Genomic DNA, 23,834 nt, shown 5'->3' with positions numbered 1-23,834 from the left:
ATTCCGCTGGATACCGACGTGAAAGAATACGAATCCGTGAAGACTTTCGATTCCCTGTTCGCCGAGCTCACCGACCGCGCGAAGACCCGCCCCGAGGGCTCGGGCACCGTCGCTGCGTTGGACGCAGGTGTTCATTTCCAGGGAAAGAAGGTCCTCGAAGAGGCCGGCGAGGTGTGGATCGCCGCCGAACACGAGAGCGACGCTGCACTCGCCGAAGAAATTTCGCAGCTGCTGTACTGGGTTCAGGTCATGATGGTGGGTAGGGGAATCGAGCTCGAGGACGTCTACCGACATCTGTGAGGCAAGGCCCGAACGTCTCCTGTGAACTCACCGATGAAGGAAAACTCCATGCTGCGTGTAGCCGTACCCAACAAGGGCGCGTTGTCCGAATCCGCCGCCGAGATCCTCAGCGAGGCCGGCTACCGGCGTCGGAGCGACTCCAAGGATCTGACCGTCCTCGACCCGGCCAACGGGGTCGAATTCTTCTTTCTCCGTCCCAAGGACATTGCCATCTACGTCGGGTCGGGCCAGCTCGATCTGGGCATCACCGGACGAGACCTGGCTCTCGATTCCGGGGCAGCGGTCGAAGAGCGCCTGGCGCTCGGATTCGGCCGGTCGACGTTCCGCTACGCGGCACCCGCGGGCAAGGAATGGGCACCCGAGGACTTGGGCGGACTGCGCATCGCCACCTCGTACCCCAATCTCGTGCGTAAGGACCTGGCCGAGCGCGGCTTGGAGGCCACGGTGATCCGTCTCGACGGGGCCGTGGAAATTTCCATTCAACTCGGTGTCGCGGACGCAATCGCGGACGTCGTCGAGTCGGGTCGCTCACTGCGTCAGAACAATCTCGTCGCGTTCGGCGAATCATTGTGCGATTCCGAGGGTGTTCTCATCGAGCGCGCCGGCACGCCGGGCACCGACTCCGCACGCAAGCAGTTGATCGCTCGCGTACAGGGCGTCGTCTTCGCTCAGCAGTACCTGATGCTCGACTACGACTGCCCCAAGGCGATCCTCGACGAAGCCGTCAAGATCACTCCGGGCATCGAATCACCCACGCTCGCACCGATGGTCGACGACAACTGGGTTGCCGTGCGCGCCATGGTCTCTCGCAAGGTTCACAACAACGTGATGGACGAGCTCGCGGAACTGGGCGCGAAAGCCATTCTCGCCTCCGACATCAGGTCCTGCCGAGCGTTCTGAGTGCGTGGCGGAACGCCCGTCGTTCCGCCACGATCACGCGCGTCGGCGAACCAGCACTGTTTGCGCGATGCGCCCGACCGGCCCCCGTTCGTCACTGATGGTGCCTGCGCACATGGCGATGCCGTCCGGACCCGTAGACGTCTCGGCCGACACTCCGATCCAGTCGCCCTGGGGTTCGCGGAAGACGTGCACCGTCAGATCGGTGTTCAGGAACGTCCACTGCTCGATCGGCAATTTCGCACCCACACCGTTGGCGATGTCGGCAATCGAGAACAGCCGTTCGAGTGGCGTCATCGACTCACCCTGCACCAGAACGGGAGTCGGCTTCGCCCACACTTCACCGGGCCCCGCTGCGCCGAGCTCGGTGAGGAACTTGAACTCGACCGCGTCGAGGTATCCGGAGGTCCAGAGTCCGCCGAAGGTGCTGTCGACGCCGGCGCTCACCGGTCGCATCACCGGATCGCCCACGTGCACGACGTCGTCGGTGGGCTCGGTACGCATACGCCATGCGCTGCCCCGCGCCACCGCTCGCGCCGGCCCCGCTGATCCTCGAGCCCAGAGTTCGGCGACGACGAGTTCGACATTTGCGCCCGGCCGCGCCGTCCATGCGCGAATCGTGATGTCCGACACCGGAACCGGTCCGAGAATGTCGACGACCACCCGGCTGATTCGAGTATCGGGTCTGGCGTCGACCCGCTCGAGTGCGCGGACCAACAACGCGGACGGCGGAGCGCCGTGCTGCATCGTCGGTGCCCACAGGCTGACGGTGTGCTCGGTCGCGGTGACGATCTCGTAACCGTCGCCGTCGACACCGGCAGGAACGAAGAAGGCGTCCGGACTCGTCACAGCTCCGTCTCCTCCTGCTCCGCAGCCGCCTGCGGCCAACCGGGGTACGGCGGGGGAGTGCCGCCGAACTCGGGGCACAGTGCCCGGTGATCGCACCACTTGCACAGTGCGCCTTTCTTGGCGCGGAAGTCGCCGGTCTCACCGGCCGCCAGAATCGCCTTCCAGATGGCCGAGAGCATGCGCTCGAAGCGCAGCAGCTCGCCCTCGTCCGGGGCGTACGTCAGCTCCTGCTTGTCGGCGAGGTACATCAACTTCAGTTGCGCGGGAACGACTCCGCGCATGCGCATGATCATCAGCGCATAGAACTTCATCTGGAACAGAGCTTTGGATTCGGTGAACTCGCGCGGCGCACGTCCGGTCTTGTAATCGACGACGCGAATCATTCCGTTGGGTGCAACGTCGATCCGGTCGATGAATCCGCGCAGCGGCGTTCCGTCGTCCAACGCGATCTCGACGCGCTGTTCGCAGGACTCGGGATCGAAGTGCGTGGGATCTTCGAGTTCGTAGTACCCGTCCACCAGGGCACGAGCCCGGTCGAGAAACGCCGGACGGTCGTCCGCCGGAACCAGCGACGCGATGTCGGGTGACTCGGCCACGACCCGGTCCCAGGCCGGGTCCACCAAATCGCGGGCTGTGGTGGGCACTCGATCGCGGGCAGGGAGTGCGTACAGGGCCTCGAGTGCGGCATGCACCACAGTTCCCTTCACCTGAGCTTCGGTGGAGACCTCGGGAAGTCGGTCCACGGCACGGAAGCGATACAACAGTGGGCACTGCTTGAAATCACCTGCGCGAGAAGGGGACAGAGCCGGGGTACTGCGGTTGCCGGACCTCGAACGCGGTACGCCGGCGCTGTCACCGACATCGAGAAGAGGTAAGCCGATGGGGCTCGACACGGAAATACTCACGACTGCGAGACTATGCCGCTGGTCCGACATCTTCGGTGAAGGCCGTAGTCTGGCACGTCGAGTCGTCCCCCGACGCCTGCCGATCGAGGCCGAGCGTCACATCGCAACGAAAGCAGGTCCGCTGTGTCCTCCGGTGATTCCACATCCGCGTCGACCGACGGATTCGAGGCCGACGCCGCGTTCGACGCCACTGTCGACGCATCGCTGCCCAGTGCGGACGACGTGGTCACTGCCACGACCGACGAGATCGAACTCGACCCGAATGTCACGTCCGGCGCGGAGGTCACTCCAGCTGCCGACGCCACAGCTGCCGACGCACCGGCGGAGACCGGTCCCGCCCGCAGCGGGCCGTTTCGAGTGGGCGATCGAGTTCAGCTCACCGACGGCAAGGGTCGTCACTACACGGTGGTACTGGAAGCCGGTAAGGAGTTCCATACTCACCGCGGCGGCATCACTCACGACAAACTGCTCGGTGCCGACGAGGGCAGCGTCGTCACCTCCGTCAACGGCACCCCCTACCTCGCGCTGCGGCCGCTGCTGACCGACTACGTGCTCTCGATGCCCCGCGGCGCCCAGGTGATCTACCCCAAGGACGCGGCGCAGATCGTGCACGAGGGTGACATGTTCCCCGGCGCACGGGTGCTCGAAGCCGGTGCAGGATCCGGCGCTCTGACGTGCTCACTGCTGCGTGCAGTCGGTACAGAAGGAACGGTCATCTCCTACGAGATCCGGCAGGACCACGCCGACTATGCCGTGAAGAACGTCGAGACGTTCTTCGGCGAGCGCCCGTCGAACTGGCACCTGACCGTGGCAGACGTCGACCAGTTCGGTGTCGATCGTCCGGGTGAGCAGGTCGATCGGGTGGTCCTGGACATGCTCGCGCCGTGGGACGCGTTGCCCGCGGTGTCCAAGGCCCTCGTCCCCGGTGGGGTGCTGCTTGTCTACGTGGCCACGGTGACGCAGCTGTCCAAGGTCGTCGAGGCGCTGCGCGCACAAGAGTGCTGGACCGAACCTCGATCGTGGGAGTCGATGGTTCGCGGCTGGCACGTGGTGGGTCTTGCAGTTCGCCCCGAGCACCGCATGCAGGGTCACACGGCATTCCTCGTCAGCGTTCGACGCCTCGCCGAGGGCACCGTGACCCCGAAACCGCAGCGTCGTTCCGGTAAGGGCTGACGCTGCAGGCTCGGCTGTCGACTCAGACGCAGGGTGCCTGGCCCATGGCCAGGATCTGGCACGTGCTTGCGTCCGACAGCTTCCAGGTGCCATCGATCAGCACCCAGGTCTGCGGTGCCGGAGCCGCGGTCCCGCGTGGGGTGGCGATGGCGACGTCCGCGGTGGACGTCTCGCCTGCGACGGTCGGTTCCGACACCTCGAAGGTGATCGCTCCGTAGTTCGCCAGTGCGGCGGTCATCGTCTCCAGGTTCGTCAGGCGCGCCTGACCGTTCTCCACCGCCGCCGCCTTGGTCGCGGCGTCCACGTCCGGTGCGACCAGCTGCTGCAGCGAGGTCTGCAGCTCGGCGACGGTAGGTGCTGTGACAGCCGGCCCCGCGGTGGTCGCCGGCATGGAGTCGCTGGTCGACGCGGAATTGTGATCGGCGTGATCGGATTCATCGCTCGAACTGCATCCTGCACCCACCAGAGCCACCGCGGCTACTGCGACGCTTGCCGAGAGAATACGCATTTTCACTGGTGAGGCCCCTGATTCCGTCGTCTGTCGATCGTTTGGTCAGGTGAGGCTAACATGAACTGGGATGGCCTTTCGGGGCCGCCGAGCAGAGTGGATGCCGACCCCGTTCGAGGTGTCGGTCCGCATCTCCGCGCCGCTGCCGGTAGCGTTGATAGATCGTCACTGGGAGGAGTCGCTCATGAGCTCAACAGACAATCCGGATGTGGCCGCGGCCAGAGCCGAACTGGACGCCGTGCGAGCCGAAGTCGCGTCGCTACGGCGCCAACTGGGGGAGTCCCCCGAGCAGGTACGCGAGCTCGAGGGCCGGGTCGATTCCTTGTCGCTGCGCAACACGAAGTTGCTCGACACTCTCAAGGAGGCCCGACAACAGCTCATTGCGCTGCGCGAGGAGGTGGACCGTCTCGGCCAACCGCCGAGCGGATACGGCGTCCTGCTGAGCGTGTTCGAGGACGGCACAGTCGACGTGTTCACGTCCGGTCGGAAGATGCGGCTGACGTGCTCACCCAACATCGAGGCCGACACGCTCGCTCCGGGACAGACCGTGCGGCTGAACGAGGCGTTGACCATCGTCGAGGCGTGCACCTTCGATCAGGTCGGCGAGATCAGCACTCTCCGAGAGCTTCTGGGGGATGGATCGCGCGCTCTCGTCGTCGGACACGCCGACGAGGAACGGGTGGTCTGGCTGGCCAAACCGTTGATCGACATGGTAAACGACGACGGACCGGTCGACCCGGACGAGCCGTCACGGAAGCTCCGTCCCGGGGATTCGCTGCTGGTCGACACCAAGGCCGGCTACGCGTTCGAGCGAGTTCCCAAGGCCGAGGTGGAGGATCTCGTTCTCGAGGAGGTTCCGGACGTCGGATACGAGGACATCGGCGGTCTCGGTCGACAGATCGAGCAGATTCGGGACGCCGTAGAGCTGCCGTTCCTGCACAAGGACCTGTTCCGGGAGTACTCACTGCGGCCACCGAAGGGCGTGCTGCTGTACGGCCCTCCCGGGTGTGGAAAGACGTTGATCGCCAAGGCCGTTGCCAACTCGTTGGCCAAGAAGATCGCCGAGGCACGTGGCCAGGATGCGCGGGAGGCGAAGTCGTTCTTCCTCAACATCAAGGGCCCCGAGCTGCTCAACAAGTTCGTCGGTGAGACCGAGCGTCATATCCGCATGATCTTTCAGCGGGCACGAGAGAAGGCGTCCGAGGGCACCCCGGTCATCGTGTTCTTCGACGAGATGGACTCGATCTTCCGTACCCGCGGCTCCGGCGTCTCGTCCGACGTGGAGACGACGGTCGTTCCGCAGCTGCTCGCCGAGATCGACGGTGTCGAAGGCCTAGAGAACGTCATCGTGATCGGTGCGTCCAATCGCGAGGACATGATCGACCCGGCGATCCTGCGACCCGGCCGACTCGACGTGAAGATCAAGATCGAGCGTCCCGACGCCGAATCGGCACAGGACATCTTCTCGAAGTACCTGACCGATTCGCTTCCGGTCAACGCCGACGACGTCGCCGAGTTCGGCGGCGATCGCGCGGCGTGCATCCGGGGCATGATCGATCGCGTCGTCGAGCGCATGTACGCCGAGAGTGACGACAATCGGTTCCTCGAGGTCACCTACGCCAACGGGGACAAGGAAGTTCTGTACTTCAAGGACTTCAACTCCGGGGCCATGATCCAGAACATCGTCGACCGGGCAAAGAAGTACGCCATCAAGTCGGTTCTCGAAACCGGAAACGCCGGACTGCGGATTCAGCACCTTTTCGATTCCATCGTCGACGAGTTCGCGGAGAACGAAGATCTGCCGAACACCACGAATCCGGACGACTGGGCTCGGATCTCGGGCAAGAAGGGCGAGCGAATCGTCTACATTCGCACGTTGGTCACCGGTAAGAACGCCAGCGCGAGCCGGGCGATCGACACCGAGGCCAATACCGGTCAGTACCTGTAGATCCACCGCTGGGCAGTTTTCGGGGCGCGTCCGCACAGGGCGCGCCCCGAACTGCATCTGTCGGCCGTCTAGGCTCGACTTATGCAGCGCATCATCGGTATCGAGGTCGAGTACGGCATTTCTTCACCGACCGAACCCACCGCCAACCCGATCCTGACGTCCACCCAGGCGGTGTTGGCGTACGCGGCAGCCGCAGGAGTGCCCCGCGCCAAGCGCACCCGCTGGGACTACGAGGTGGAATCACCGCTGCGCGATGCACGAGGCTTCGATCTCGGACGGTTCAGCGGACCGGCTCCGGTCATCGATGCCGACGAGATCGGTGCGGCGAACATGATTCTCACCAACGGTGCCCGCCTGTACGTCGATCACGCGCACCCCGAGTACTCGGCCCCGGAGGTGCGGGACCCATTGGACGCGGTGATCTGGGACAAGGCAGGCGAACGCGTCATGGAAGCGGCCGCACGGCACGCGTCGAGCGTCCCGGGGGCTCCGCGCCTGCAGCTGTACAAGAACAACGTCGACGGCAAGGGCGCGTCGTACGGCACGCACGAGAACTACCTGATGTCGCGCGAGACGCCGTTCTCGGCGGTGATCGCGGGGCTCTCGCCGTTCTTCGCCTCCAGGCAGGTCATCACCGGCTCCGGTCGAGTCGGTATCGGCCAGTCGGGCGACGAGGCCGGCTTCCAGCTCTCGCAGCGAGCGGACTACATCGAGGTGGAGGTCGGACTGGAGACCACCCTCAAGCGCGGCATCATCAACACCAGGGACGAACCGCACGCAGACGCAGACAAGTACCGACGTCTGCACTGCATCATCGGCGACGCGAACCTGGCGGAGATGTCGACCTACCTCAAGGTGGGAACCACGGCCCTCGTGCTCGACCTCATCGAGGCGGGCGTCGACCTGTCGGATCTGCAGCTGGCCAGGCCGGTCACGGCTGTCCATCAGATCAGCCACGATCCCACCCTGCGTAAAGCCGTGGCACTCGCCGACGGCCGCGAACTGACGGGCCTTGCGCTGCAGCGGATCTACCACCAGCGGGCGGCGAAGTTCGTGGCTGCCGAGGGCAGCGACGACGCACGAGCACTGGACGTGCTCGACAAGTGGGCGATGGTGCTGGACCTGCTCGAGCGCGATCCCATGGAGTGCGCGCATCTGCTGGACTGGCCGGCGAAATTGCGACTGCTCGAAGGCTTCCGACAGCGTGAGGGCCTCGGCTGGTCCGCTCCGCGACTGCACCTGGTGGACCTGCAGTATTCCGATGTCCGCCTCGACAAGGGGCTCTACAACAGGTTGGTCGCCCGCGGTTCGATGGATCGTCTCGTGACCGAGCAGCAAGTTCTCGATGCGGTCGGCACACCGCCCGACGACACGAGGGCCTACTTCCGCGGCGAATGCCTGCGCAAATTCGGTGCCGACATCGCCGCGGCGAGCTGGGACTCGGTCATCTTCGATCTCGGTGGCGATTCGTTGGTACGGATTCCGACGCTCGAGCCGTTGCGGGGAACGAAATCCCACGTCGGTGCCCTGCTGGAGTCCGTGGACAGTGCAGCGGAACTGGTCGACCAGCTCACCACCTGATCGTCCAGGGCATTCGAATGGGTCGTTCGGCGGTGTCTTGCCAACCGGCGAGGTCGGACTGTCGGTAGGGTAAAGGTCCGTGCACTTTCGGCGGAACGTTCGGTAGCACTTGCACATCCACGCCGGTGCGCCTCGGATGACCCGGCGACCGTGCAGTAGATCTGTTTTCTCGATACACGGAGGAGGTCGGCGACTATGGCTCAGGAGCAGACACGGCGCTCGGGCGGCGGCGGCGACGACGAGGTCCCAGGCGACACGGGGGCCGGTGGCCAGGAACGGCGCGAGAAGTTGGCCGAGGAGACCGACGATCTTCTCGACGAGATCGACGACGTACTCGAGGAGAATGCCGAGGACTTCGTCCGCGCCTACGTTCAGAAGGGCGGCCAGTGACGGTGGATCGTTCGGACCCACGGTCGGCAGGCGACGGATCGGCGATTCCGCTGGGGTCCAGTAGCTCGTCCTTCTCCGACTACCTCCGGCAGCACGCCCCGCACCTGCTGCCGGAGAGCGGCCTCGCCGCGGACCTGGCGTCCCATGCCGCCAACGGCACCACCGACAAGTCCGGCATCGCTCCGCACGGGACGACGATCGTCGCCCTCACCTACGCGGGCGGGGTGCTGATCGCCGGTGATCGGCGCGCCACTCAGGGCAATCTGATCGCCAACCGCGACATGCAGAAGGTCTACGTCACCGACGAGTACTCCGCTGCGGGTATTGCCGGAACTGCTGGTATCGCAATCGAATTGGTTCGTCTGTTCGCTGTCGAACTCGAGCACTACGAGAAGATCGAAGGTGTGCCCCTCACCTTCAACGGCAAGGCCAACAAGTTGTCGTCGATGGTTCGGAGCAATCTGGGTGCGGCGATGCAGGGACTGGCTGCGGTGCCGTTGCTGGTCGGATTCGACATCGACATCTCCGACCCCGACAGAGCCGGACGCATCGTGTCGTACGACGTGGTCGGCGGGCGTTACGAGGAGCGGTCGGGCTATCACGCGGTGGGTTCGGGCTCGTTGTTCGCCAAATCCGCGCTCAAGAAGTTGTACCGCCCCGGAATGTCCGAGGACGAGGCGCTCCGGGCTGCAGTCGAGTCGCTGTACGACGCCGCCGACGACGACTCGGCCACCGGTGGTCCCGATGTCACCCGCGGCATCTACCCGACGGCGGTTGCCATCACGAGCGTCGGTGCGGACGACGTCGCGCACGATCGCATATCGGCTGCGGCCCGATCGGTTCTGGCAGAACGAACCGAGAGCGCAGCACACACCGGCGGCACGGACCACCACACCCGAGCAGGCCAGGAAGTCAGTGAAGGGGATAGCGCGCTATGACGATGCCGTATTACGCATCTGCCGAACAGATCATGCGCGATCGTTCGGAATTGGCGCGCAAGGGAATCGGCCGCGGCCGCAGCGTCATCGTGCTGGCGTATGCCGACGGGGTCCTGTTCGTCGCGGAGAATCGTTCGACCGCGCTGCACAAGGTCAGTGAGCTCTACGACCGCATCGGTTTCGCTGCCGTAGGCAAGTACAACGAGTTCGAGAACCTACGCAAGGCCGGCATCCAGCACGCGGACATCAAGGGATACACCTACGATCGACGCGATGTCACCGGCCGGTCGTTGGCGAAGACCTACGCCCAGGCACTGGGCACCATCTTCACCGAGCAGCTCAAGCCGTACGAGGTCGAGATCTGCGTCGCCGAGGTGTCCCATCAGGACGAGCCGATGGCCACGCAGCTCTACCGCATCACGTACGACGGCTCCATCGTCGACGAACAGGATTTCGTCGTCATGGGCGGCACCACCGAGCCCATCGTGGCCGCGCTGAAGGATACGTACCGGTCCGGCCTCGGGTTGGCGGACGCAGTTCGTATCGCCGTCGACGCGCTCACCGCCGGTCCGACGTCGCCTGCGACTGCCGGTGCCGAGCCCGAGAAGAAGGTTCTCGAGGTGTCGGCCCTGGAGGTAGCCGTCCTGGATCAGGGGCGACCGCGTCGAGCGTTCCGGCGTATCGCCGGAGCTGCTCTGGCGGACATGTTGCCCGCATCGGCACCGTCCGCGACCGGCGACGGCTCCTCGGAGCCGGAGACTGCGCAGTAGTCCCCACACTTCGGATCGAGGTCGACGGCCTCGTGCTCTATCGCTTCCGGTAGAGCACGAGGCCGTTCTTGTCGCTGCTGAACTGGAATGTCGTGCCGTCTCCGACGACCTCGCCGTCGGCCGCGAGGGCAACCGGGGCACCGTCCACCTCGACGGTCAATCGTTGCGCCACACTGCGCACGTAGGCAGGCGACGAGCCGAGCGTTCCGGTGATCGTCGCCCACAGCAGTCGTGTTCTCGATGCCCTGGGCTCCGACGGGAGAAAGCGAACATCGAGGGTGCCGGTATGAATGCTGCTGCGCGACATGGGAACTTGATCGATCGGATCGTAGGTACCGTTACCGACGAAGAGCATCCACACCGAGTGCGGCGCCCCGTCGAGTCGAATGTTCAGTGGCTCTGCAGCCGCGAGCACTCGTGTCATCGCAACCGCAGCGGCCGGCCACTTACCGATTCGCTTCTGCAGCTTCTGCCGTAACCGCACCGAGTCGGGGTAACCCCCGAACGTCGCGGTGTTCACGAACGACACACTGCGGCCGTCGACGTCCACCTCGGCGATGTCGACCAGTTCGGCGGTGCCCGCCTCGACGGCGGCGGCGGTGTCCTCGACTGCGGTCAGACCGGTGTCGCGGGCGAAGTGGTTGAGAGTGCCACCCGGAAACGCGGCGAGTGGCAAACCGTTACGGGCGGCCGAGGCGGCGACGCTGACGACCGTGCCGTCGCCTCCACACACTCCGAGAGCACGCGGCGTCGTGTCCCGAATTCTCTCTTCGAGTTGCTCGTTGAAGTCCCTCTCGGGATCGGGTACGAAGAGGTCGGCGTCGGGGAGCTCGCGACGGATGGCGTCCGGTACCGCCTCCGAACCGTCACCGGATCCGGGATTGACCAGCACCAACAGTCCCCGTCCGCCCGGCAGTGCCTCGACCTCGACCGGCGAGCCGAGATCGGCGGGCTTCGCCGAACGCACGGCCCACCAGCGGCGGGTCGACAGCGCGATCGCCGAACCGAGCGCCGCTCCGGCGACGACATCGGTGGGCCAGTGGACGCCGACGTGAACCCGGGAATAGCAGACTGCTGCGGCGACCGGAGCCAACAGCAATCCTGCCTTCGGTGATTCGATGGCGACCGCGGTGACGAAGGCGGCTGCGGACGCCGAGTGACCGGAGGGAAACGACGAGGACACCGGCGGGGCGAGCACGCGGCGCAGTACGGGAACCAGCTCGGTACCCGGCCTCGACCTCGGGAACACCGGCTTGAGCAGACCGTTCGCCACGGCGCTCGCACCCGCCACGGCGATCAGCCCCCGCACGCCGCCGCGTCGGGCCGAGCCACCGGCCGCGCCGAGAAGTGCGGCCGCTCCGAGCCACAGGCGACTGTGATCGGCGGCCGTGCTCAACGCGCGGAGCCCTGCATCCGCCCTGCTCGAGCGCAATGCCGCGCTTCGCGCAACCAGGGACAGGTCCCACGCGTGAACCGAGGCCGCAACAGACGTAGGCGTGGAAGTCATAGGGCCCAGCCTAGGCATGGACGCCATCGAGGCGCTCCGACACATCCATCGGTGGCTTGCGTTGTAGTGTCGAAGTGTGCAGCGACGAATTATGGGCATCGAGACCGAGTTCGGTGTCACATGTACCTTTCACGGACACCGACGCCTGAGTCCGGACGAGGTGGCCCGCTACCTCTTCCGTCGCGTGGTCTCGTGGGGCCGCAGCTCGAATGTGTTCCTCCGCAACGGCGCTCGCCTGTATCTCGACGTCGGTTCGCATCCCGAGTACGCCACTGCCGAATGCGACAGCCTACTGCAATTGGTCACCCATGATCGCGCAGGCGAGCGAGTACTCGAGGATCTGCTGATCGACGCCGAACAGCGTCTCGCCGAGGAGGGCATCGGCGGAGACATCTACCTGTTCAAGAACAACACCGATTCGGCGGGCAACTCCTACGGTTGCCACGAGAATTTCCTCGTCCAGCGAGCGGGCGAATTCTCGCGCATCTCGGATGTACTCCTTCCGTTCCTGGTCACCCGCCAATTGATCTGTGGCGCAGGCAAGGTGCTGCAGACACCGAAGGCCGCGACGTTCTGCCTCTCGCAGCGCGCCGAGCACATCTGGGAAGGCGTGTCGTCGGCCACCACTCGTTCGCGGCCGATCATCAACACCCGCGACGAACCGCACGCCGATGCCGAGAAGTATCGCCGGCTCCACGTCATCGTCGGCGATTCCAACATGGCCGAGACCTCGACCATGCTCAAGGTGGGGACGGCCGCACTCGTACTCGAGATGATCGAGGCAGGCGTCTCGTTCCGAGACTTCGCGCTGGACAATCCGATTCGGGCCATTCGCGAGGTCAGCCACGATCTGACCGGTCGCAGGCCGGTCCGCCTCGCCGGTGGTCGCCAGGCCAGTGCACTCGAAATCCAGCGTGAGTACTACTCCCGGGCCGTCGAGCATCTCCAGACGCGGGAGCCGAATGCTCAGGTGACCCAGGTGGTCGACCTGTGGGGGCGCACACTCGATGCCATCGAGTCGCAGGACTTCGCCAAGGTCGACACCGAAATCGACTGGGTCATCAAACGCAAGCTGTTCGAGCGGTATCAGGACCGCTACTCGATGGAACTTTCCGATCCCAAGATCGCTCAGCTCGATCTTGCGTACCACGACATCAAGCGTGGACGGGGAGTGTTCGACGTGCTGCAGCGCAAGGGTCTGGTCAAGCGAGTCACCGAGGACGAGCAGATCGACGAAGCGGTGAATCTGCCGCCGCAGACGACACGCGCGAAGCTGCGCGGTGAGTTCATCACCGCGGCCCAGGAAGCCGGACGCGACTTCACCGTCGACTGGGTACACCTGAAACTCAACGATCAGGCGCAGCGAACGGTGTTGTGCAAGGACCCGTTCCGTTCGGTCGACGAGCGCGTCGAGCGACTCATCGCATCGATGTAGTCCGAACGCGACTCTGCTGGAGGTCGGGTAGCGATCCAGGCAACTCGGGTCGCTACAGCTCCGGCGGGCGGTGAACAACTAGGCTCGACTGTCGTGGCCACCACCAAAGTCGAACGCCTGATGAACCTGGTCATCTGTCTGTTGTCGACGCGTCAGTTCCTGACCGCGGAGTGGATCCGCGAGAGCGTTGCCGGGTACGACGACTCGACGAGCCTCGAGGCGTTCAGCAGGATGTTCGAGCGTGACAAGAACGAACTGCGCGATCTCGGGGTGCCCCTCGAGACCGGCATCGCCACGCGGTTCGGTGGTGTCGAGGGCTATCGCATCAACCGAGATGCCTACGAGCTGCCGGACATCGATCTCACCAGCGAGGAATCGGCTGCGGTCGCGGTGGCCGTCAAACTGTGGGAATCACCGGAACTGACCTCCGCGGCCCAGAGTGCGCTGCTGAAACTGCGCGCCGCAGGTATTCAGGTCGACCAGAACGAGTCGGCCGCTGCCGTCACGGCCGTTCCGGCCCGAACCCGCGGGTCCGAGCCCGCACTGGGCGCCCTGCTCGCGGCGATCGACGAGGGTAAGTCGGTGCGGTTCGAACATCGACCCTCGTTGACCGAGCCGTTCGTCACCCGAACCGTCCAGCCGTGGGGCGTTGTGACGTTCCGGGGACGGTGGTACCTCGTGGGACACGACGTGGACCGAGACGACACCCGAACCTTCCGACTGTCCCGGATCGGCGACGACGTCAAAGCCTTCGGATCACCTCAGAGTGTCCGCAAGCCCGACGGTATCGATCTTCAGGACATCGTCCGCCGCGTCGCGGGCACGTCCTCGGTATCGGGTACCGCGCGAGTGTGGCTTCAGGACGGTCGGGCGACGGAGCTGCGGAGGATGGGCACCGTGGTGGGGGAGCAGACGGTGGGGTCGCGCACCGGAACGGTCGTAGAGGTTCCGGTACGGTCCTGGGATTGGATTTCGCGGCTCATCGCCGGTCACGGTCCCGACGCGATGGTGTTGGCCCCGGCAGAGCTGCGGGCCGATGTCATCTCCACATTGCAGACTGCAGCCGAACTGGAGAACGAACGATGAGCGCGCGTCTGTCGGTGCGGTTGGCCCGCCTGCTCAACATGGTGCCCTTCTTCATGGCCAATCCGGGGTTGAGCGCCGAGGAGGCCGCTCGGGAACTGGGCGTGACCACCGCGACGCTGATGGCCGATCTCAATCAGCTCTGGATGTGCGGTCTGCCCGGGTACGGACCGGGTGACCTCATCGATCTGTCGTTCTCGGAGGAGAGCATCGACGTCACCTTCTCCGCCGGGATCGACCGGCCGCTGCGGTTGACGTCCACCGAGGCCACCGCACTGTTGGTCGCACTTCGGTCGTTGACCTCGATGCCGGGGATGGTCGATCCGTCGGCCGCTCAGCGGGCAATAGCGAAGATCGAGACCGCGGCCGGGTCGGCGGCGGCGAACGTGCCGCTCTCGTCCGACCACGACACGGCCGACGCGGAGGAGGGTCCGGTGTCGAGCACCGTACGGTCTGCGCTCCGAGCCCGGCACGCACTCGAACTCACCTACTACTCGGCGTCGCGAGACGTGCTCACCGAGCGCATCGTCGATCCGATCAGGACCGTGGTGGTCGACGACAACAGCTATCTGCAGGCATGGTGTCGCGGCGCCGAGGGCGTTCGCCTGTTCAGATTCGATCGCATCGATTCGGCCACCGAACTCGACGAACCGTCGTCCCCGCCCGAGTCGGTGCAGGACGAGGACGCGTTCGAGATTTTCAACGACGACCCCTCTCTGTCCCAAGCGCGGTTACGCGTCTCACCTGCGTTCACCTGGATCCTGGACTACTACCCGATGACGCAGGTAGCCGCCGATTCGGACGGGTCCATCGAGGTGACCATGCGTTTCGCGACGCTGCAGTGGATGACCCGGCTGACCCTCGGGTTCGGCGGTGGCGTCACCGTACTGGGACCTGAATCCTTGGTGAATTCCGTCCGCGATCGCGCGCGGTCCGCCCTGAATGCCTACGCGGAGCTCGACGCCACCGACACCGGCGGCGTCGCAACATGAACGTGAGGTGAAGCGGTGCGCTCCGTTGCCGAGCGCACCGCCCGCCGTCGGGTACGCTCGATTCATCTGATCTCAGGAGGTTCACATGGGATTCACCAGTCCCTGGCACTGGGCCATCGTCGCGGTGGTCGTCATCATTCTGTTCGGTTCCAAGAAGCTGCCCGAGGCTGCGCGTGGACTCGGACGCTCGTTGCGCATCTTCAAGAGCGAGGTCAAGGAGATGCAGAACGACGGCAAATCCGACACCGATACCGCGACTGCACAGCAGCCGGCCGCACCCGCTCAGCTGCCCTCGCCGGCACCCGTGGCGCAGACCGAGACCACACCCCAGCACGACGCGAAGTCTGCCTGAGCGACGCCGCTCAGCACACCTTCGGTGCCGCGTCGGCACCGAAGGTTCACTGCTGTCGGTGACGGCCTCGTGCCGCCTGCCGACCGAAGAAGGCTGACCGTAGAACACCATGCGCATTCCGTTCGATCCACGGCGCAGTAAGCGTCGAGTCAATCCCGACGGCACGATGTCGTTGGTCGATCACCTGTACGAGCTGCGAACCCGGCTGCTCTGGTCGCTGCTGGCCATCGCGGTGACCACTGCATTCGGATTCTTCTGGTACTCACACACGATCTTCGGCGTCGAAAGCCTCGGCGATCTGCTTCGAGGCCCGTACTGCACCTTGGACCCGAGCCTGCGTGCGGATTTGAGCAACGACGATCAGTGCCGCCTGCTCGCCACCGGCCCGTTCGACCAGTTCCTGCTGCGGTTCAAGGTGGCGTTCACCGCAGGCGTCGTGCTCGCCTGCCCCATCTGGCTGTACCAGATCTGGGCGTTCATCACTCCCGGCCTGTACGCCAACGAACGCCGTTACGCAGTCTCCTTCGTCACCGGTGCCGCTGCGCTGTTCGTGACCGGAGCGATTCTGGCGTACTTCGTCGTTGCCAAGGGCTTGCACTTTCTGCTGTCGATCGGTGACAACGTCCAGATCACGGCACTGAGCGGCGATCAGTACTTCGGTTTTCTGATCAATCTTCTGATCATCTTCGGTGTCAGCTTCGAAATACCGCTGCTGGTCGTCGGGTTGAACTTCGTCGGTGTTCTCACCTACGAGCGCCTGAAGGCGTGGCGTCGCGGGTTGATCTTCGGACTGTTCGTGTTCGCGGCGATCGCAACGCCCGGACAGGATCCCTTCTCGATGCTGGCCTTGGCGTTGGCTCTGACGGTGCTCTTCGAGATGGCAGTGCAGATTGCGCGGATTCACGACAAGCGTAAGTTGCGCAAGAGAAGAGACGAATGGGGTGATGTGTCAGATGACGAAGCAACACGCATCGAAGGCGCAAGTTCTATCCAGGCCCCACACGCTGTCGCACCGACACCGCCGGTGGGCGGTATCGGCACTGCGACCCGAACACAGGCACAGTACGACGACACGATCTGATGTGAGTCCCAGCGACGGGGCGCGACCATGAGCGAGGCTGTTGTCGACACCCGGTCCAGGCCAGAACCCACTGAACTGCAACGGTTTTCCGCGGAGTTGAGTTTTCCGTTGGACCGCTTCCAGGTGGATGCGTGCACTGCATTGGAGAACGGTCACGGGGTGTTGGTCTGCGCCCCGACCGGCGCGGGCAAGACGGTGATCGGCGAGTTCGCGGTGCACCTGGCCCTCGCTGCCGGTCGCAAATGCTTCTACACCACCCCCATCAAGGCGCTGAGCAATCAGAAGTTCGCCGAGTTGACCGCGCGATACGGACGCGAGACGGTCGGTCTGTTGACCGGTGATTCGTCCATCAATCCGGATGCACCCATCGTCATCATGACGACCGAGGTGCTGCGCAACATGCTCTACGCATCCTCCGACGCACTGCGCGGGCTCTCGCACGTGGTGATGGACGAGGTGCACTACCTGGCGGATCGGTTCCGAGGTGCGGTCTGGGAAGAAGTGATCCTGCACCTGTCCGACGACGTGCGTCTGGTGAGCCTGTCCGCAACGGTCAGCAACGCCGAGGAGTTCGGCGCGTGGATGAGTACCGTTCGCGGCGACACCTCGGTGGTCGTGGACGAGAACCGTCCCGTTCCGCTCTCGCAGCACATCATGGTGGGCCGTCGGTTGTTCGATCTCTTCGACACCCGAGCACAGTCACCGGACGGCCACCAGAAGGTCGTCGTGGACCGAGACCTGGTGCGGCACGTCAAGCAGCGTCAGTCGCTGGACTCCATGGATCGGTGGCACGCACCGCACAGTCGAGGACGCGGAGGTCGAAGCGGGGGCGGCGGACGCGGCGGCCACCAGGGAGGCGGAGGTGCCAACCGTCCGCTGGCTCGTCCCGACGTGATCGCCAAGCTGGACGAGGAAGGTCTGCTCCCGGCCATCACGTTCATCTTCAGTCGTGCAGGCTGCGACGGGGCCCTGACTCAGTGCATGCGTTCGCGGCTGGTTCTGACGACGCCTGAGCAGGCCGAGGAGATCAGGTACATCGTCGAGAAGCACACCTCCGAACTCCCGCGCGAGGATCTGGAAGTGCTCGGCTTCTGGGAATGGCGAGATGCGCTCGAACGCGGGTTCGCCGCGCACCACGCCGGAATGCTGCCGGTCTTCCGCCACACCGTCGAGGAGCTGTTCGTCAAGGGATTGGTCAGAGCGGTGTTCGCCACCGAAACTCTGGCTCTCGGAATCAATATGCCTGCCCGAACCGTGGTGCTCGAAAAGCTGGTCAAGTTCAACGGTGAGACGCACGCGGAGCTGACACCGGGGGAGTACACCCAGCTGACCGGCCGGGCCGGGCGACGCGGAATCGACGTCGAGGGTCACGCGGTGGTGCTGTGGCAGCCCGGTACCGAACCGACCGAGGTGGCCGGACTCGCGTCGACGCGAACGTTTCCCCTCCGGAGCTCCTTCGCGCCCGCCTACAACATGTCGATCAATCTGATCGAACAGTTCGGGGCAGCGGATTCACGGCAGTTGCTCGAACGGTCCTTCGCTCAGTTCCAGGCCGACCGGTCCGTCGTCGGCATGGTCCGCGGTATCGAGAAGAACATGAAGACGTTGGAGGCGCTCGGCGCAACGCTCGGTGGCCCCGACGGGGAGTACTTCGAGTACGCGCGACTGCGCGAGCGTCTGAAGGATCGAGAGAAGACCCTCGAGCGTCAGAACAGGTCCGATCGGCGGGACAAAGCCGTCGACTCGTTGCGTGCGTTGCGCCGCGGCGACGTGATCTCGGTGCCGTCCGGACGGCGCAGCGGACTGGCAGTGGTACTCGAACCGGACGACGATCGCGGCGATCCGCGGCCGCTCGTGCTGACCGAGGACAAATGGGCAGGCCGTCTGTCCGCTGCCGATTTCCCTACGCCGGCAACACCTCTCGGCTCCATGCGATTGCCACGGTTCGTCGATCACCGCACCGCCAAGACCCGTCGGGATCTGGCGGCGGCGTTGGTCACCCGCGGCATATCCCAGCCCTCCGATCGCGTGGGACGAAAGTCGACCGCCGCCGACGACAAGGAGTTGGCAACCCTGCGGCGGGCCATCCGCTCGCATCCGGTGCACAGCCGGCCGGATCGTGAGGAACTCTCTCGAACCGGCGAACGCTACAACCGGCTGGCCCGGGAGACCGAGTCGATGCGGCAGAAGGTGTCGGCCACGACGAACTCGTTGGCCCGAACGTTCGACCGCATTCTGGCCTTGCTGGCGGACCGCGGCTACGTGACCCCGGGCAAGGATCCCAAGGTGACCGACGACGGTGCTCGATTGAGCCGGATCTACTCCGAATCCGATCTTCTGGTCGCGGAATGCCTGCGAGGCGGACTGTGGCAGGGATTGTCGGCCGCAGAGTTGGCCGCAGTGGTCTCGGCCGTGGTCTACGAGTCCCGCTCCGAGGGAGACATCACCCCACACGGCCCGACCGGACCCATCAGGCACGCGTTGACCGAGACCGTGCGGGTGTGGCACGAGCTGCGGGCCGACGAGGTTCGGCACAAACTGCCACCGACCAGAGAGCCGGACATGGGCTTCGTCAAAGCGATCTACAAGTGGGCTTCCGACCATTCGCTCGTCGACGCACTGGTCGCGGCAGGCGACAACGGCAAGGCGCTGTCCGGTGGCGACTTCGTCCGTTGGTGTCGGCAGGTCATCGACCTGCTCGACCAGGTCCGGCTCGCCGCTCCCGAACCCGAGCTGTCGCGAACCGCCGCCCGTGCCGTCGCCGCGCTGCGACAAGGAGTGGTGGCCGTCGATGCCGCGTGACCGATGCTGCGTGACCGGCGCTGCGTGACGGGCCGAAACCGGACTGTCGGGTCGGTACAGCGGACGCAGCGACAAGCGGGATACTGTACCCCCGACGGATTCGAGATTTCAGTGGAGGCGAGATGAGCGGCCCATACGGTCCGACCGACCCCGACAACAGTTGGTCACGAACGCCGGACCAGGACGGTGCCGCGAAGGACGGGCAGGAAGCTTCCACCGGCGAAGCTGCGGCGACGTCCGAATCGCAGACTCCGACTCCGTCGGCGTGGGGACAGTACGCGCCGCCCACCGGCACCCCGACCACGCAGTACGGCGAACCTTCCGGAGGCGCATACGGCCAGTCTCCGCAGGGGCAATCTATGCAGGGGCACTATCCGCAGGGCGGGTATCCCCAGGGGCAGTACCCCCAGGGCGCGTATCCGGCCGGGCCCTACCCGCAGCAGGGTCAGAATCCCCAGGGTCAGAATCCTCAGGTTCAGGGTCCGCAGGGGCAGTACCCGCAGGGCTACAACCCGCAGAATCCCACCGCACAGAATCCCACCGCACAGAATCCGACCGCGCAATACCCGGCGGGTCAGCCGTACGGGGCAGCGTATCCGGGGGCCGGACAGCAGCCTGCCGGCGACGCCGCCTACCAAAATCCCTACGCACCACAACAATTCGGTGGCAGTGGGCAGTACGGTGCCGGCCAGTACGGTCAGCAGCCTCCCTTCGCGGGCGGGCAGAATCCGAATCAGCAGTATCCCGGTCAGCACTATCCCGGACAGCAGTATCCGGGCCAGTACCCCGGTCAGTTCCCGGGCCAGCAGCGAGGCCCCGGTCGCAGTGGCGCGCAGTCCAAGAAGCCGCTGATCATCGCGGGCTCCGTCATCGCCGTCGTGGCCGTGGTTGCGGCAGTGCTGTACTTTGCGTTCGGGCGCACGACCACCCTCGATACGACGGCTGCTCAGGACGGTATTCGCACGGTGTTGACCGAGTCCTACGGTGCCACGAACGTGTCGGGGGTGTCGTGCCCGCAGAACATCGAAGTCAAGGCCGGCACCAGCGTCGATTGCACGCTGACGGTCGACGGGGCGTTCAAGAAGGTGACGTTGACGTTCCTCAACGACGACGCCGACTACGAGGTCTCACTCCCGAAATAGCCCCGGTCAATTCTGCGACGCCGTGGCCGCCATCGCCGAGACGAGGCGGTCCACGGCGTTTCTGATTCCCAGGGTCTCCGCGAGCTTGTCGAGTGCCTCGAGATCTGCCGGTTCGGCCGGAATCTCGTCCGACCTCGACAGAACGACGTCGGCATCGGTGACGACCCGCACCACCGGCAGTGCCGCATCGAGGTAGTCGCTGGCGTTGGCCAGCTTCGCCCGAATTCCCTTGGCCATGTCCGACTCCGGATCGAGTGCCGCTGCACGCAGGGCCGCGACGGACTCGTACTGCAGCATGAGTGTGGAGGCCGTCTTCTCACCGACACCCTTGACACCCGGTAGCCCGTCCGACGCATCGCCGCGCAGAAGCGCCAATTCCGCGTAGGCCGCTCCCGCGCGGTGCAACGGGACGCCGTACCGCTCGGCCACCTCGACCGGGCCGAAAAGTTCTGCCTTGGCCAAGCCACGACCCACGTACAGCACCCGTACCTCGTTCGGTTCGTCCGCCGCCACCTGCAACAGATCTCGGTCGCCGCTGACCACGACGACGGGATCGCGTCGTTCCTGTGCAGCCAAGGTTCCGAGCACGTCGTCGGCCTCGAGGCCGACGGCCCCCGCGGTGGCAATTCCCAACGCCGCCAGGACGTCCACGATCATGTCCACCTGTGGCGTCAGGGTCTCGGGAACCTCTTCGCTCTCGGCCACATCCGGCGCGGCGCCGGCAACCCGGTGAGCCTTGTACGAGGGAACGAGGTCCACTCGGAACTGTGGACGCCAGTCGAGGTCGAGGCATACAGCCAATCGGCTCGGTTCGGTTCGCGTGATCAGGGCCGAGATCATGTCGAGGAAACCTCGCACGGCATTGACGGGACGGCCGTCGGGCGCCGTAATCGACTCGGGCAGAGCGTAGTAGGCCCTGAACCACAGGCTCGCGCCGTCGAGGAGCAGCAACGGCGACTTTCCGGGGGTGGTCATGGGGCTCATCTTGCCGTACGGCACTAGCCTGAAGGTATGAGTGTCGATTCTTCTCGTTTTCCCAGCGATGTCTACGCCTCCAGGCTCGCGCGCGCGGCCCGCCTGACGTCGGACGCAGGCTTGGACGCCCTGCTGATCACTCCGGGCCCGGATCTGCAGTATCTGATCGGGTCCACGGCCAGCTCGTTCGAGCGTCTCATCGCGTTGGTGGTGCCGGCCGACGGCAGCACTCCCAGCATCGTCGTGCCGCGGCTCGAACTCGCCGCGCTGGGTGACTCCGCCGCCGGGGACCTGTCACTGACGCTCGTCGATTGGGTGGACGGCGTCGATCCGTACGCGCTCGTGGCTGCGGCCGTACCGGCCGGCAGCAAGACCGCTGTCGCCGATGCAATGCCCGCCCTGCACTTCGTGCCGCTGGCAACGATTTTCGGGACCGTGCCGGTGCTGGCGACAGATGTTCTGCGCCAGCTGCGGATGATCAAGGACGACGCCGAGATCGATGCTCTGCGTCGAGCCGGCCATGCCATCGACCGGGTTCACGCCCGGATGGGCGAGTGGCTCCGAGTGGGCCGAACCGAAGCCCAGATCGCTGCAGACATCGCGACGGCGATCGTCGAGGAAGGCCACACCGCACCGGAATTCATCATTGTCGGCTCCGGTCCGCACGGTGCCGATCCGCACCACGAGGTCTCCGATCGCGTCGTCGAGGCCGGCGACGTGGTCGTCGTCGACATCGGTGGACCCGTTGCGCCGGGATACAACTCGGACTCCACTCGCACCTACAGTCTCGGCGAGCCTTCGGCCGAGGTCGCTACCCGGTACGCGGTACTGGAGCGAGCTCAGCAGGCCGCAGTCGACGCGGTGTCGCCGGGAGTCAGCGCGGAGTCCATCGACGCAGCCGCACGCGAGGTGTTGGTCGAAGCCGGTCTGGGAGAGGCGTTCCTGCACCGCACCGGACACGGTATCGGCCTGTCGGTGCACGAGGAGCCGTACATCGTGGCGGGCAACGACATCACTCTCACCGAGGGAATGGCGTTCAGCATCGAACCGGGCATCTATTTCCGTGGGCAGTGGGGTGCCAGGATCGAGGACATCGTCGTCGTGACGGCGGACGGGTGCGAATCGGTCAACCTCCGCCCCCACGGTCTCGCCGTGCTGCCGGTGTGACCGACGGCCGCCGAGCCGAGTTCGTCTCCGTTGTCAGGACGAATCCGATTGTGGCCGAGGTACTTCGGCGTGCGCCGCAGCTCGGGCTCTCGGGTTGGTACCTGACGGCGGGCGGTCTGTTCCAAACCGTGTGGAATCACCTCGCCGACCGAGATCTCGGGGCCGGAATTCGCGACTACGACTTCTTCTACTTCGACGACACGGATCTGTCGTACGCCGCCGAGAACGACGTGATCGAGACCGCGGCCGACGTGTTCGCCGACCTCGGGGTCGACGTCGAAGTGCGTAATCAAGCGCGTGTACACCTGTGGTACGAGCAGCATTTCGGAGCGACGTTGGCTCCGTACCGAAGCTCCGAGGATGCCATCGACCACTTCGTGTCGACCACGTGCTGTTTCGGAATCACCGTGGACTCCCACGGTACGGACCGCGTCTATGCCCCACACGGCTTCGAAGACCTGTTCGCCGGGATCGTCCGGCCGAATCCGCGATTACCGATGCGGCACGTCTACGAGGCGAAGGCCGCGCGGTGGACCACCGAATGGCCGAACCTGACCGTTCTACCCTGGCCGACGGACGACTAGCGTCGCAGCAGCGAGCGGCTGCCCAGCACCCGCCGCACCGCTATCTCGACGACGACGCGGGTCGGATTCTCCCGCGGCACTCGATAGCGTCGGGCATAGCGGTTCTCCGCATCGGCGACCGACTCGTGGTCGTCACGAACGGTGGCCGGACCCTCCAACGTCAGCCAGCGAGCACCGTCGATCTGGGTGACGGCGGCGTAGGCACCGCGGCCGGCATTGATCGCCTTCTGCGACACGTTGTTGGTGATGACGCGGGCGACGTGCGCGTCCGCGTCGTAGGTGAACCCGACGGCGACGACATGGGGCGTGCCGTCCGGACGCAACGTCGTCAGCGTGGCGAGGTGCCGTTCGGTGAGGAATTCGATCGCCTCGTCGGTGAGGGCAGTCGCGTCAGCGGGGGTAGCGGCCATGACTCGACTGTAGTGACGTGCCCCGACTGCCACGAGCGGGGCTCG

At 65.3% G+C, this 23,834-nt stretch carries 23 protein-coding genes; 17 read left to right on the top strand and 6 right to left on the bottom strand.

The genetic code is table 11. The features are described 5' to 3' along the window. Positions 1 to 36: 36 nt before the first annotated feature. On the top strand, positions 37 to 300 hold the full coding sequence (locus tag CH268_RS16890; RefSeq protein ID WP_027497080.1) for a phosphoribosyl-ATP diphosphatase: 264 nt from the start codon (positions 37 to 39) through the stop codon (positions 298 to 300). Positions 301 to 348: 48 nt separating this feature from the next. Continuing rightward, positions 349 to 1,200, top strand: a complete 852-nt coding sequence (gene hisG / locus CH268_RS16885) for an ATP phosphoribosyltransferase (protein ID WP_048318520.1) — start codon at positions 349 to 351, stop codon at positions 1,198 to 1,200. 33 nt (positions 1,201 to 1,233) lie between these two features. Here hisG and CH268_RS16880 read toward each other — a convergent pair whose 3' ends face one another. Beyond that, positions 1,234 to 2,046, bottom strand: coding sequence for a thioesterase family protein (locus tag CH268_RS16880; protein ID WP_094665188.1), 813 nt, complete (start codon positions 2,044 to 2,046; stop codon positions 1,234 to 1,236). Continuing rightward, entirely contained in the window at positions 2,043 to 2,849 is an 807-nt protein-coding gene (locus CH268_RS16875) for a RecB family exonuclease (protein WP_045841904.1), read from the bottom strand. The genes CH268_RS16880 and CH268_RS16875 overlap by 4 nt, the downstream gene beginning before the upstream one ends. Before the next feature lie 459 nt (positions 2,850 to 3,308). On the opposite strand from CH268_RS16875, the gene CH268_RS16870 reads away from it, so the two are divergent. Beyond that, the gene (locus CH268_RS16870) at positions 3,309 to 4,124 is read left to right on the top strand and encodes a tRNA (adenine-N1)-methyltransferase (RefSeq protein WP_048318521.1); all 816 of its coding nucleotides are present in this window, start codon (positions 3,309 to 3,311) and stop codon (positions 4,122 to 4,124) included. A 22-nt stretch (positions 4,125 to 4,146) separates the two neighbouring features. Here CH268_RS16870 and CH268_RS16865 read toward each other — a convergent pair whose 3' ends face one another. Beyond that, positions 4,147 to 4,632 carry a hypothetical protein gene (locus CH268_RS16865; RefSeq protein ID WP_032391419.1) on the bottom strand — a complete coding sequence of 162 codons (486 nt, stop codon included), beginning with the start codon at positions 4,630 to 4,632 and terminating at the stop codon, positions 4,147 to 4,149. A 184-nt stretch (positions 4,633 to 4,816) separates the two neighbouring features. On the opposite strand from CH268_RS16865, the gene arc reads away from it, so the two are divergent. The 5 genes from arc (at position 4,817) to prcA (ending at position 10,259) form a co-directional block, all read left to right on the top strand. Then, positions 4,817 to 6,580 carry a proteasome ATPase gene (gene arc, locus CH268_RS16860; RefSeq protein ID WP_032365854.1) on the top strand — a complete coding sequence of 588 codons (1,764 nt, stop codon included), beginning with the start codon at positions 4,817 to 4,819 and terminating at the stop codon, positions 6,578 to 6,580. 81 nt (positions 6,581 to 6,661) lie between these two features. Continuing rightward, a complete protein-coding gene (dop, locus tag CH268_RS16855) occupies positions 6,662 to 8,161 on the top strand; it encodes a depupylase/deamidase Dop (RefSeq protein WP_027497085.1) in 1,500 nt (499 codons plus the stop codon). Between the two features lie 195 nt (positions 8,162 to 8,356). After that, positions 8,357 to 8,551 (top strand): ubiquitin-like protein Pup, encoded by a 195-nt coding sequence (locus tag CH268_RS16850; protein ID WP_027497086.1) that lies wholly within the window; start codon positions 8,357 to 8,359, stop codon positions 8,549 to 8,551. Further along, positions 8,548 to 9,489, top strand: coding sequence for a proteasome subunit beta (gene prcB / locus CH268_RS16845; RefSeq protein WP_094665182.1), 942 nt, complete (start codon positions 8,548 to 8,550; stop codon positions 9,487 to 9,489). Before CH268_RS16850 ends, prcB begins: the two co-directional genes overlap by 4 nt. Beyond that, the gene (prcA, locus tag CH268_RS16840; protein ID WP_094665180.1) at positions 9,486 to 10,259 is read left to right on the top strand and encodes a proteasome subunit alpha; all 774 of its coding nucleotides are present in this window, start codon (positions 9,486 to 9,488) and stop codon (positions 10,257 to 10,259) included. Before prcB ends, prcA begins: the two co-directional genes overlap by 4 nt. 37 nt (positions 10,260 to 10,296) lie before the next feature. Here the strand turns inward: prcA and CH268_RS16835 are convergent, their stop codons facing one another. Then, positions 10,297 to 11,766: a bifunctional phosphatase PAP2/diacylglycerol kinase family protein gene (locus tag CH268_RS16835; protein WP_094665178.1), complete on the bottom strand. Its 1,470-nt coding sequence runs from the start codon at positions 11,764 to 11,766 to the stop codon at positions 10,297 to 10,299. Positions 11,767 to 11,842: 76 nt separating this feature from the next. On the opposite strand from CH268_RS16835, the gene pafA reads away from it, so the two are divergent. From pafA to CH268_RS16800, 7 genes are all read left to right on the top strand, one after another. Continuing rightward, positions 11,843 to 13,201 carry a Pup--protein ligase gene (pafA, locus tag CH268_RS16830; protein WP_174557245.1) on the top strand — a complete coding sequence of 453 codons (1,359 nt, stop codon included), beginning with the start codon at positions 11,843 to 11,845 and terminating at the stop codon, positions 13,199 to 13,201. Between the two features lie 93 nt (positions 13,202 to 13,294). Beyond that, a complete protein-coding gene (locus CH268_RS16825) occupies positions 13,295 to 14,287 on the top strand; it encodes a helix-turn-helix transcriptional regulator (RefSeq protein WP_027497091.1) in 993 nt (330 codons plus the stop codon). After that, a complete protein-coding gene (locus CH268_RS16820; protein ID WP_094665176.1) occupies positions 14,284 to 15,276 on the top strand; it encodes a helix-turn-helix transcriptional regulator in 993 nt (330 codons plus the stop codon). Before CH268_RS16825 ends, CH268_RS16820 begins: the two co-directional genes overlap by 4 nt. Positions 15,277 to 15,361: 85 nt before the next feature. After that, positions 15,362 to 15,628, top strand: coding sequence for a Sec-independent protein translocase subunit TatA (tatA, locus tag CH268_RS16815; protein WP_027497093.1), 267 nt, complete (start codon positions 15,362 to 15,364; stop codon positions 15,626 to 15,628). A 109-nt stretch (positions 15,629 to 15,737) separates the two neighbouring features. Beyond that, positions 15,738 to 16,709 (top strand): twin-arginine translocase subunit TatC, encoded by a 972-nt coding sequence (gene tatC / locus CH268_RS16810; RefSeq protein WP_027497094.1) that lies wholly within the window; start codon positions 15,738 to 15,740, stop codon positions 16,707 to 16,709. A 27-nt stretch (positions 16,710 to 16,736) separates the two neighbouring features. Beyond that, complete coding sequence (locus CH268_RS16805) at positions 16,737 to 19,511, top strand: DEAD/DEAH box helicase (RefSeq protein ID WP_051365148.1); 2,775 nt, start codon at positions 16,737 to 16,739, stop codon at positions 19,509 to 19,511. 122 nt (positions 19,512 to 19,633) lie between these two features. Then, positions 19,634 to 20,653 carry a DUF4333 domain-containing protein gene (locus CH268_RS16800; protein ID WP_094665174.1) on the top strand — a complete coding sequence of 340 codons (1,020 nt, stop codon included), beginning with the start codon at positions 19,634 to 19,636 and terminating at the stop codon, positions 20,651 to 20,653. A gap of 6 nt (positions 20,654 to 20,659) precedes the next feature. On the opposite strand, the gene CH268_RS16795 is transcribed toward CH268_RS16800, so the two are convergent. Beyond that, entirely contained in the window at positions 20,660 to 21,637 is a 978-nt protein-coding gene (locus tag CH268_RS16795; RefSeq protein WP_094665362.1) for a 5'-3' exonuclease, read from the bottom strand. A 27-nt stretch (positions 21,638 to 21,664) separates the two neighbouring features. Between CH268_RS16795 and CH268_RS16790 the strand changes: the two genes are divergently transcribed. Both CH268_RS16790 and CH268_RS16785 read left to right on the top strand, forming a co-directional pair. Next, positions 21,665 to 22,795, top strand: coding sequence for a M24 family metallopeptidase (locus CH268_RS16790; RefSeq protein ID WP_032370541.1), 1,131 nt, complete (start codon positions 21,665 to 21,667; stop codon positions 22,793 to 22,795). A 50-nt stretch (positions 22,796 to 22,845) separates the two neighbouring features. Continuing rightward, positions 22,846 to 23,379 carry a nucleotidyltransferase family protein gene (locus CH268_RS16785; protein WP_255182421.1) on the top strand — a complete coding sequence of 178 codons (534 nt, stop codon included), beginning with the start codon at positions 22,846 to 22,848 and terminating at the stop codon, positions 23,377 to 23,379. Here the strand turns inward: CH268_RS16785 and CH268_RS16780 are convergent. Further along, positions 23,376 to 23,789: a TIGR03618 family F420-dependent PPOX class oxidoreductase gene (locus tag CH268_RS16780; RefSeq protein WP_032365855.1), complete on the bottom strand. Its 414-nt coding sequence runs from the start codon at positions 23,787 to 23,789 to the stop codon at positions 23,376 to 23,378. The genes CH268_RS16785 and CH268_RS16780 overlap by 4 nt on opposite strands. Between the last annotated feature and the right edge of the window lie 45 nt (positions 23,790 to 23,834).

The organism is Rhodococcus sp. 06-1460-1B, from assembly GCF_002258475.1.
Classification (GTDB): domain Bacteria; phylum Actinomycetota; class Actinomycetes; order Mycobacteriales; family Mycobacteriaceae; genus Rhodococcoides; species Rhodococcoides fascians.
This window is presented reverse-complemented; position numbering and strand designations above follow the sequence as displayed.

Bases quoted from the DNA above. Each gene is read 5' to 3' on its own strand.
- hisG (WP_048318520.1), top strand. From the start codon at position 349: ATGCTGCGTGTAGCCGTACCCAACAAGGGCGCGTTGTCCGAATCCGCC.
- CH268_RS16865 (WP_032391419.1), bottom strand. From the start codon at position 4,632: ATGCGTATTCTCTCGGCAAGCGTCGCAGTAGCCGCGGTGGCTCTGGTG.
- arc (WP_032365854.1), top strand. From the start codon at position 4,817: ATGAGCTCAACAGACAATCCGGATGTGGCCGCGGCCAGAGCCGAACTG.
- dop (WP_027497085.1), top strand. From the start codon at position 6,662: ATGCAGCGCATCATCGGTATCGAGGTCGAGTACGGCATTTCTTCACCG.
- CH268_RS16850 (WP_027497086.1), top strand. From the start codon at position 8,357: ATGGCTCAGGAGCAGACACGGCGCTCGGGCGGCGGCGGCGACGACGAG.
- prcA (WP_094665180.1), top strand. From the start codon at position 9,486: ATGACGATGCCGTATTACGCATCTGCCGAACAGATCATGCGCGATCGT.
- CH268_RS16835 (WP_094665178.1), bottom strand. From the start codon at position 11,766: ATGACTTCCACGCCTACGTCTGTTGCGGCCTCGGTTCACGCGTGGGAC.
- CH268_RS16820 (WP_094665176.1), top strand. From the start codon at position 14,284: ATGAGCGCGCGTCTGTCGGTGCGGTTGGCCCGCCTGCTCAACATGGTG.
- tatA (WP_027497093.1), top strand. From the start codon at position 15,362: ATGGGATTCACCAGTCCCTGGCACTGGGCCATCGTCGCGGTGGTCGTC.
- tatC (WP_027497094.1), top strand. From the start codon at position 15,738: ATGCGCATTCCGTTCGATCCACGGCGCAGTAAGCGTCGAGTCAATCCC.
- CH268_RS16805 (WP_051365148.1), top strand. From the start codon at position 16,737: ATGAGCGAGGCTGTTGTCGACACCCGGTCCAGGCCAGAACCCACTGAA.
- CH268_RS16800 (WP_094665174.1), top strand. From the start codon at position 19,634: ATGAGCGGCCCATACGGTCCGACCGACCCCGACAACAGTTGGTCACGA.
- CH268_RS16795 (WP_094665362.1), bottom strand. From the start codon at position 21,637: ATGAGCCCCATGACCACCCCCGGAAAGTCGCCGTTGCTGCTCCTCGAC.
- CH268_RS16790 (WP_032370541.1), top strand. From the start codon at position 21,665: ATGAGTGTCGATTCTTCTCGTTTTCCCAGCGATGTCTACGCCTCCAGG.
- CH268_RS16780 (WP_032365855.1), bottom strand. From the start codon at position 23,789: ATGGCCGCTACCCCCGCTGACGCGACTGCCCTCACCGACGAGGCGATC.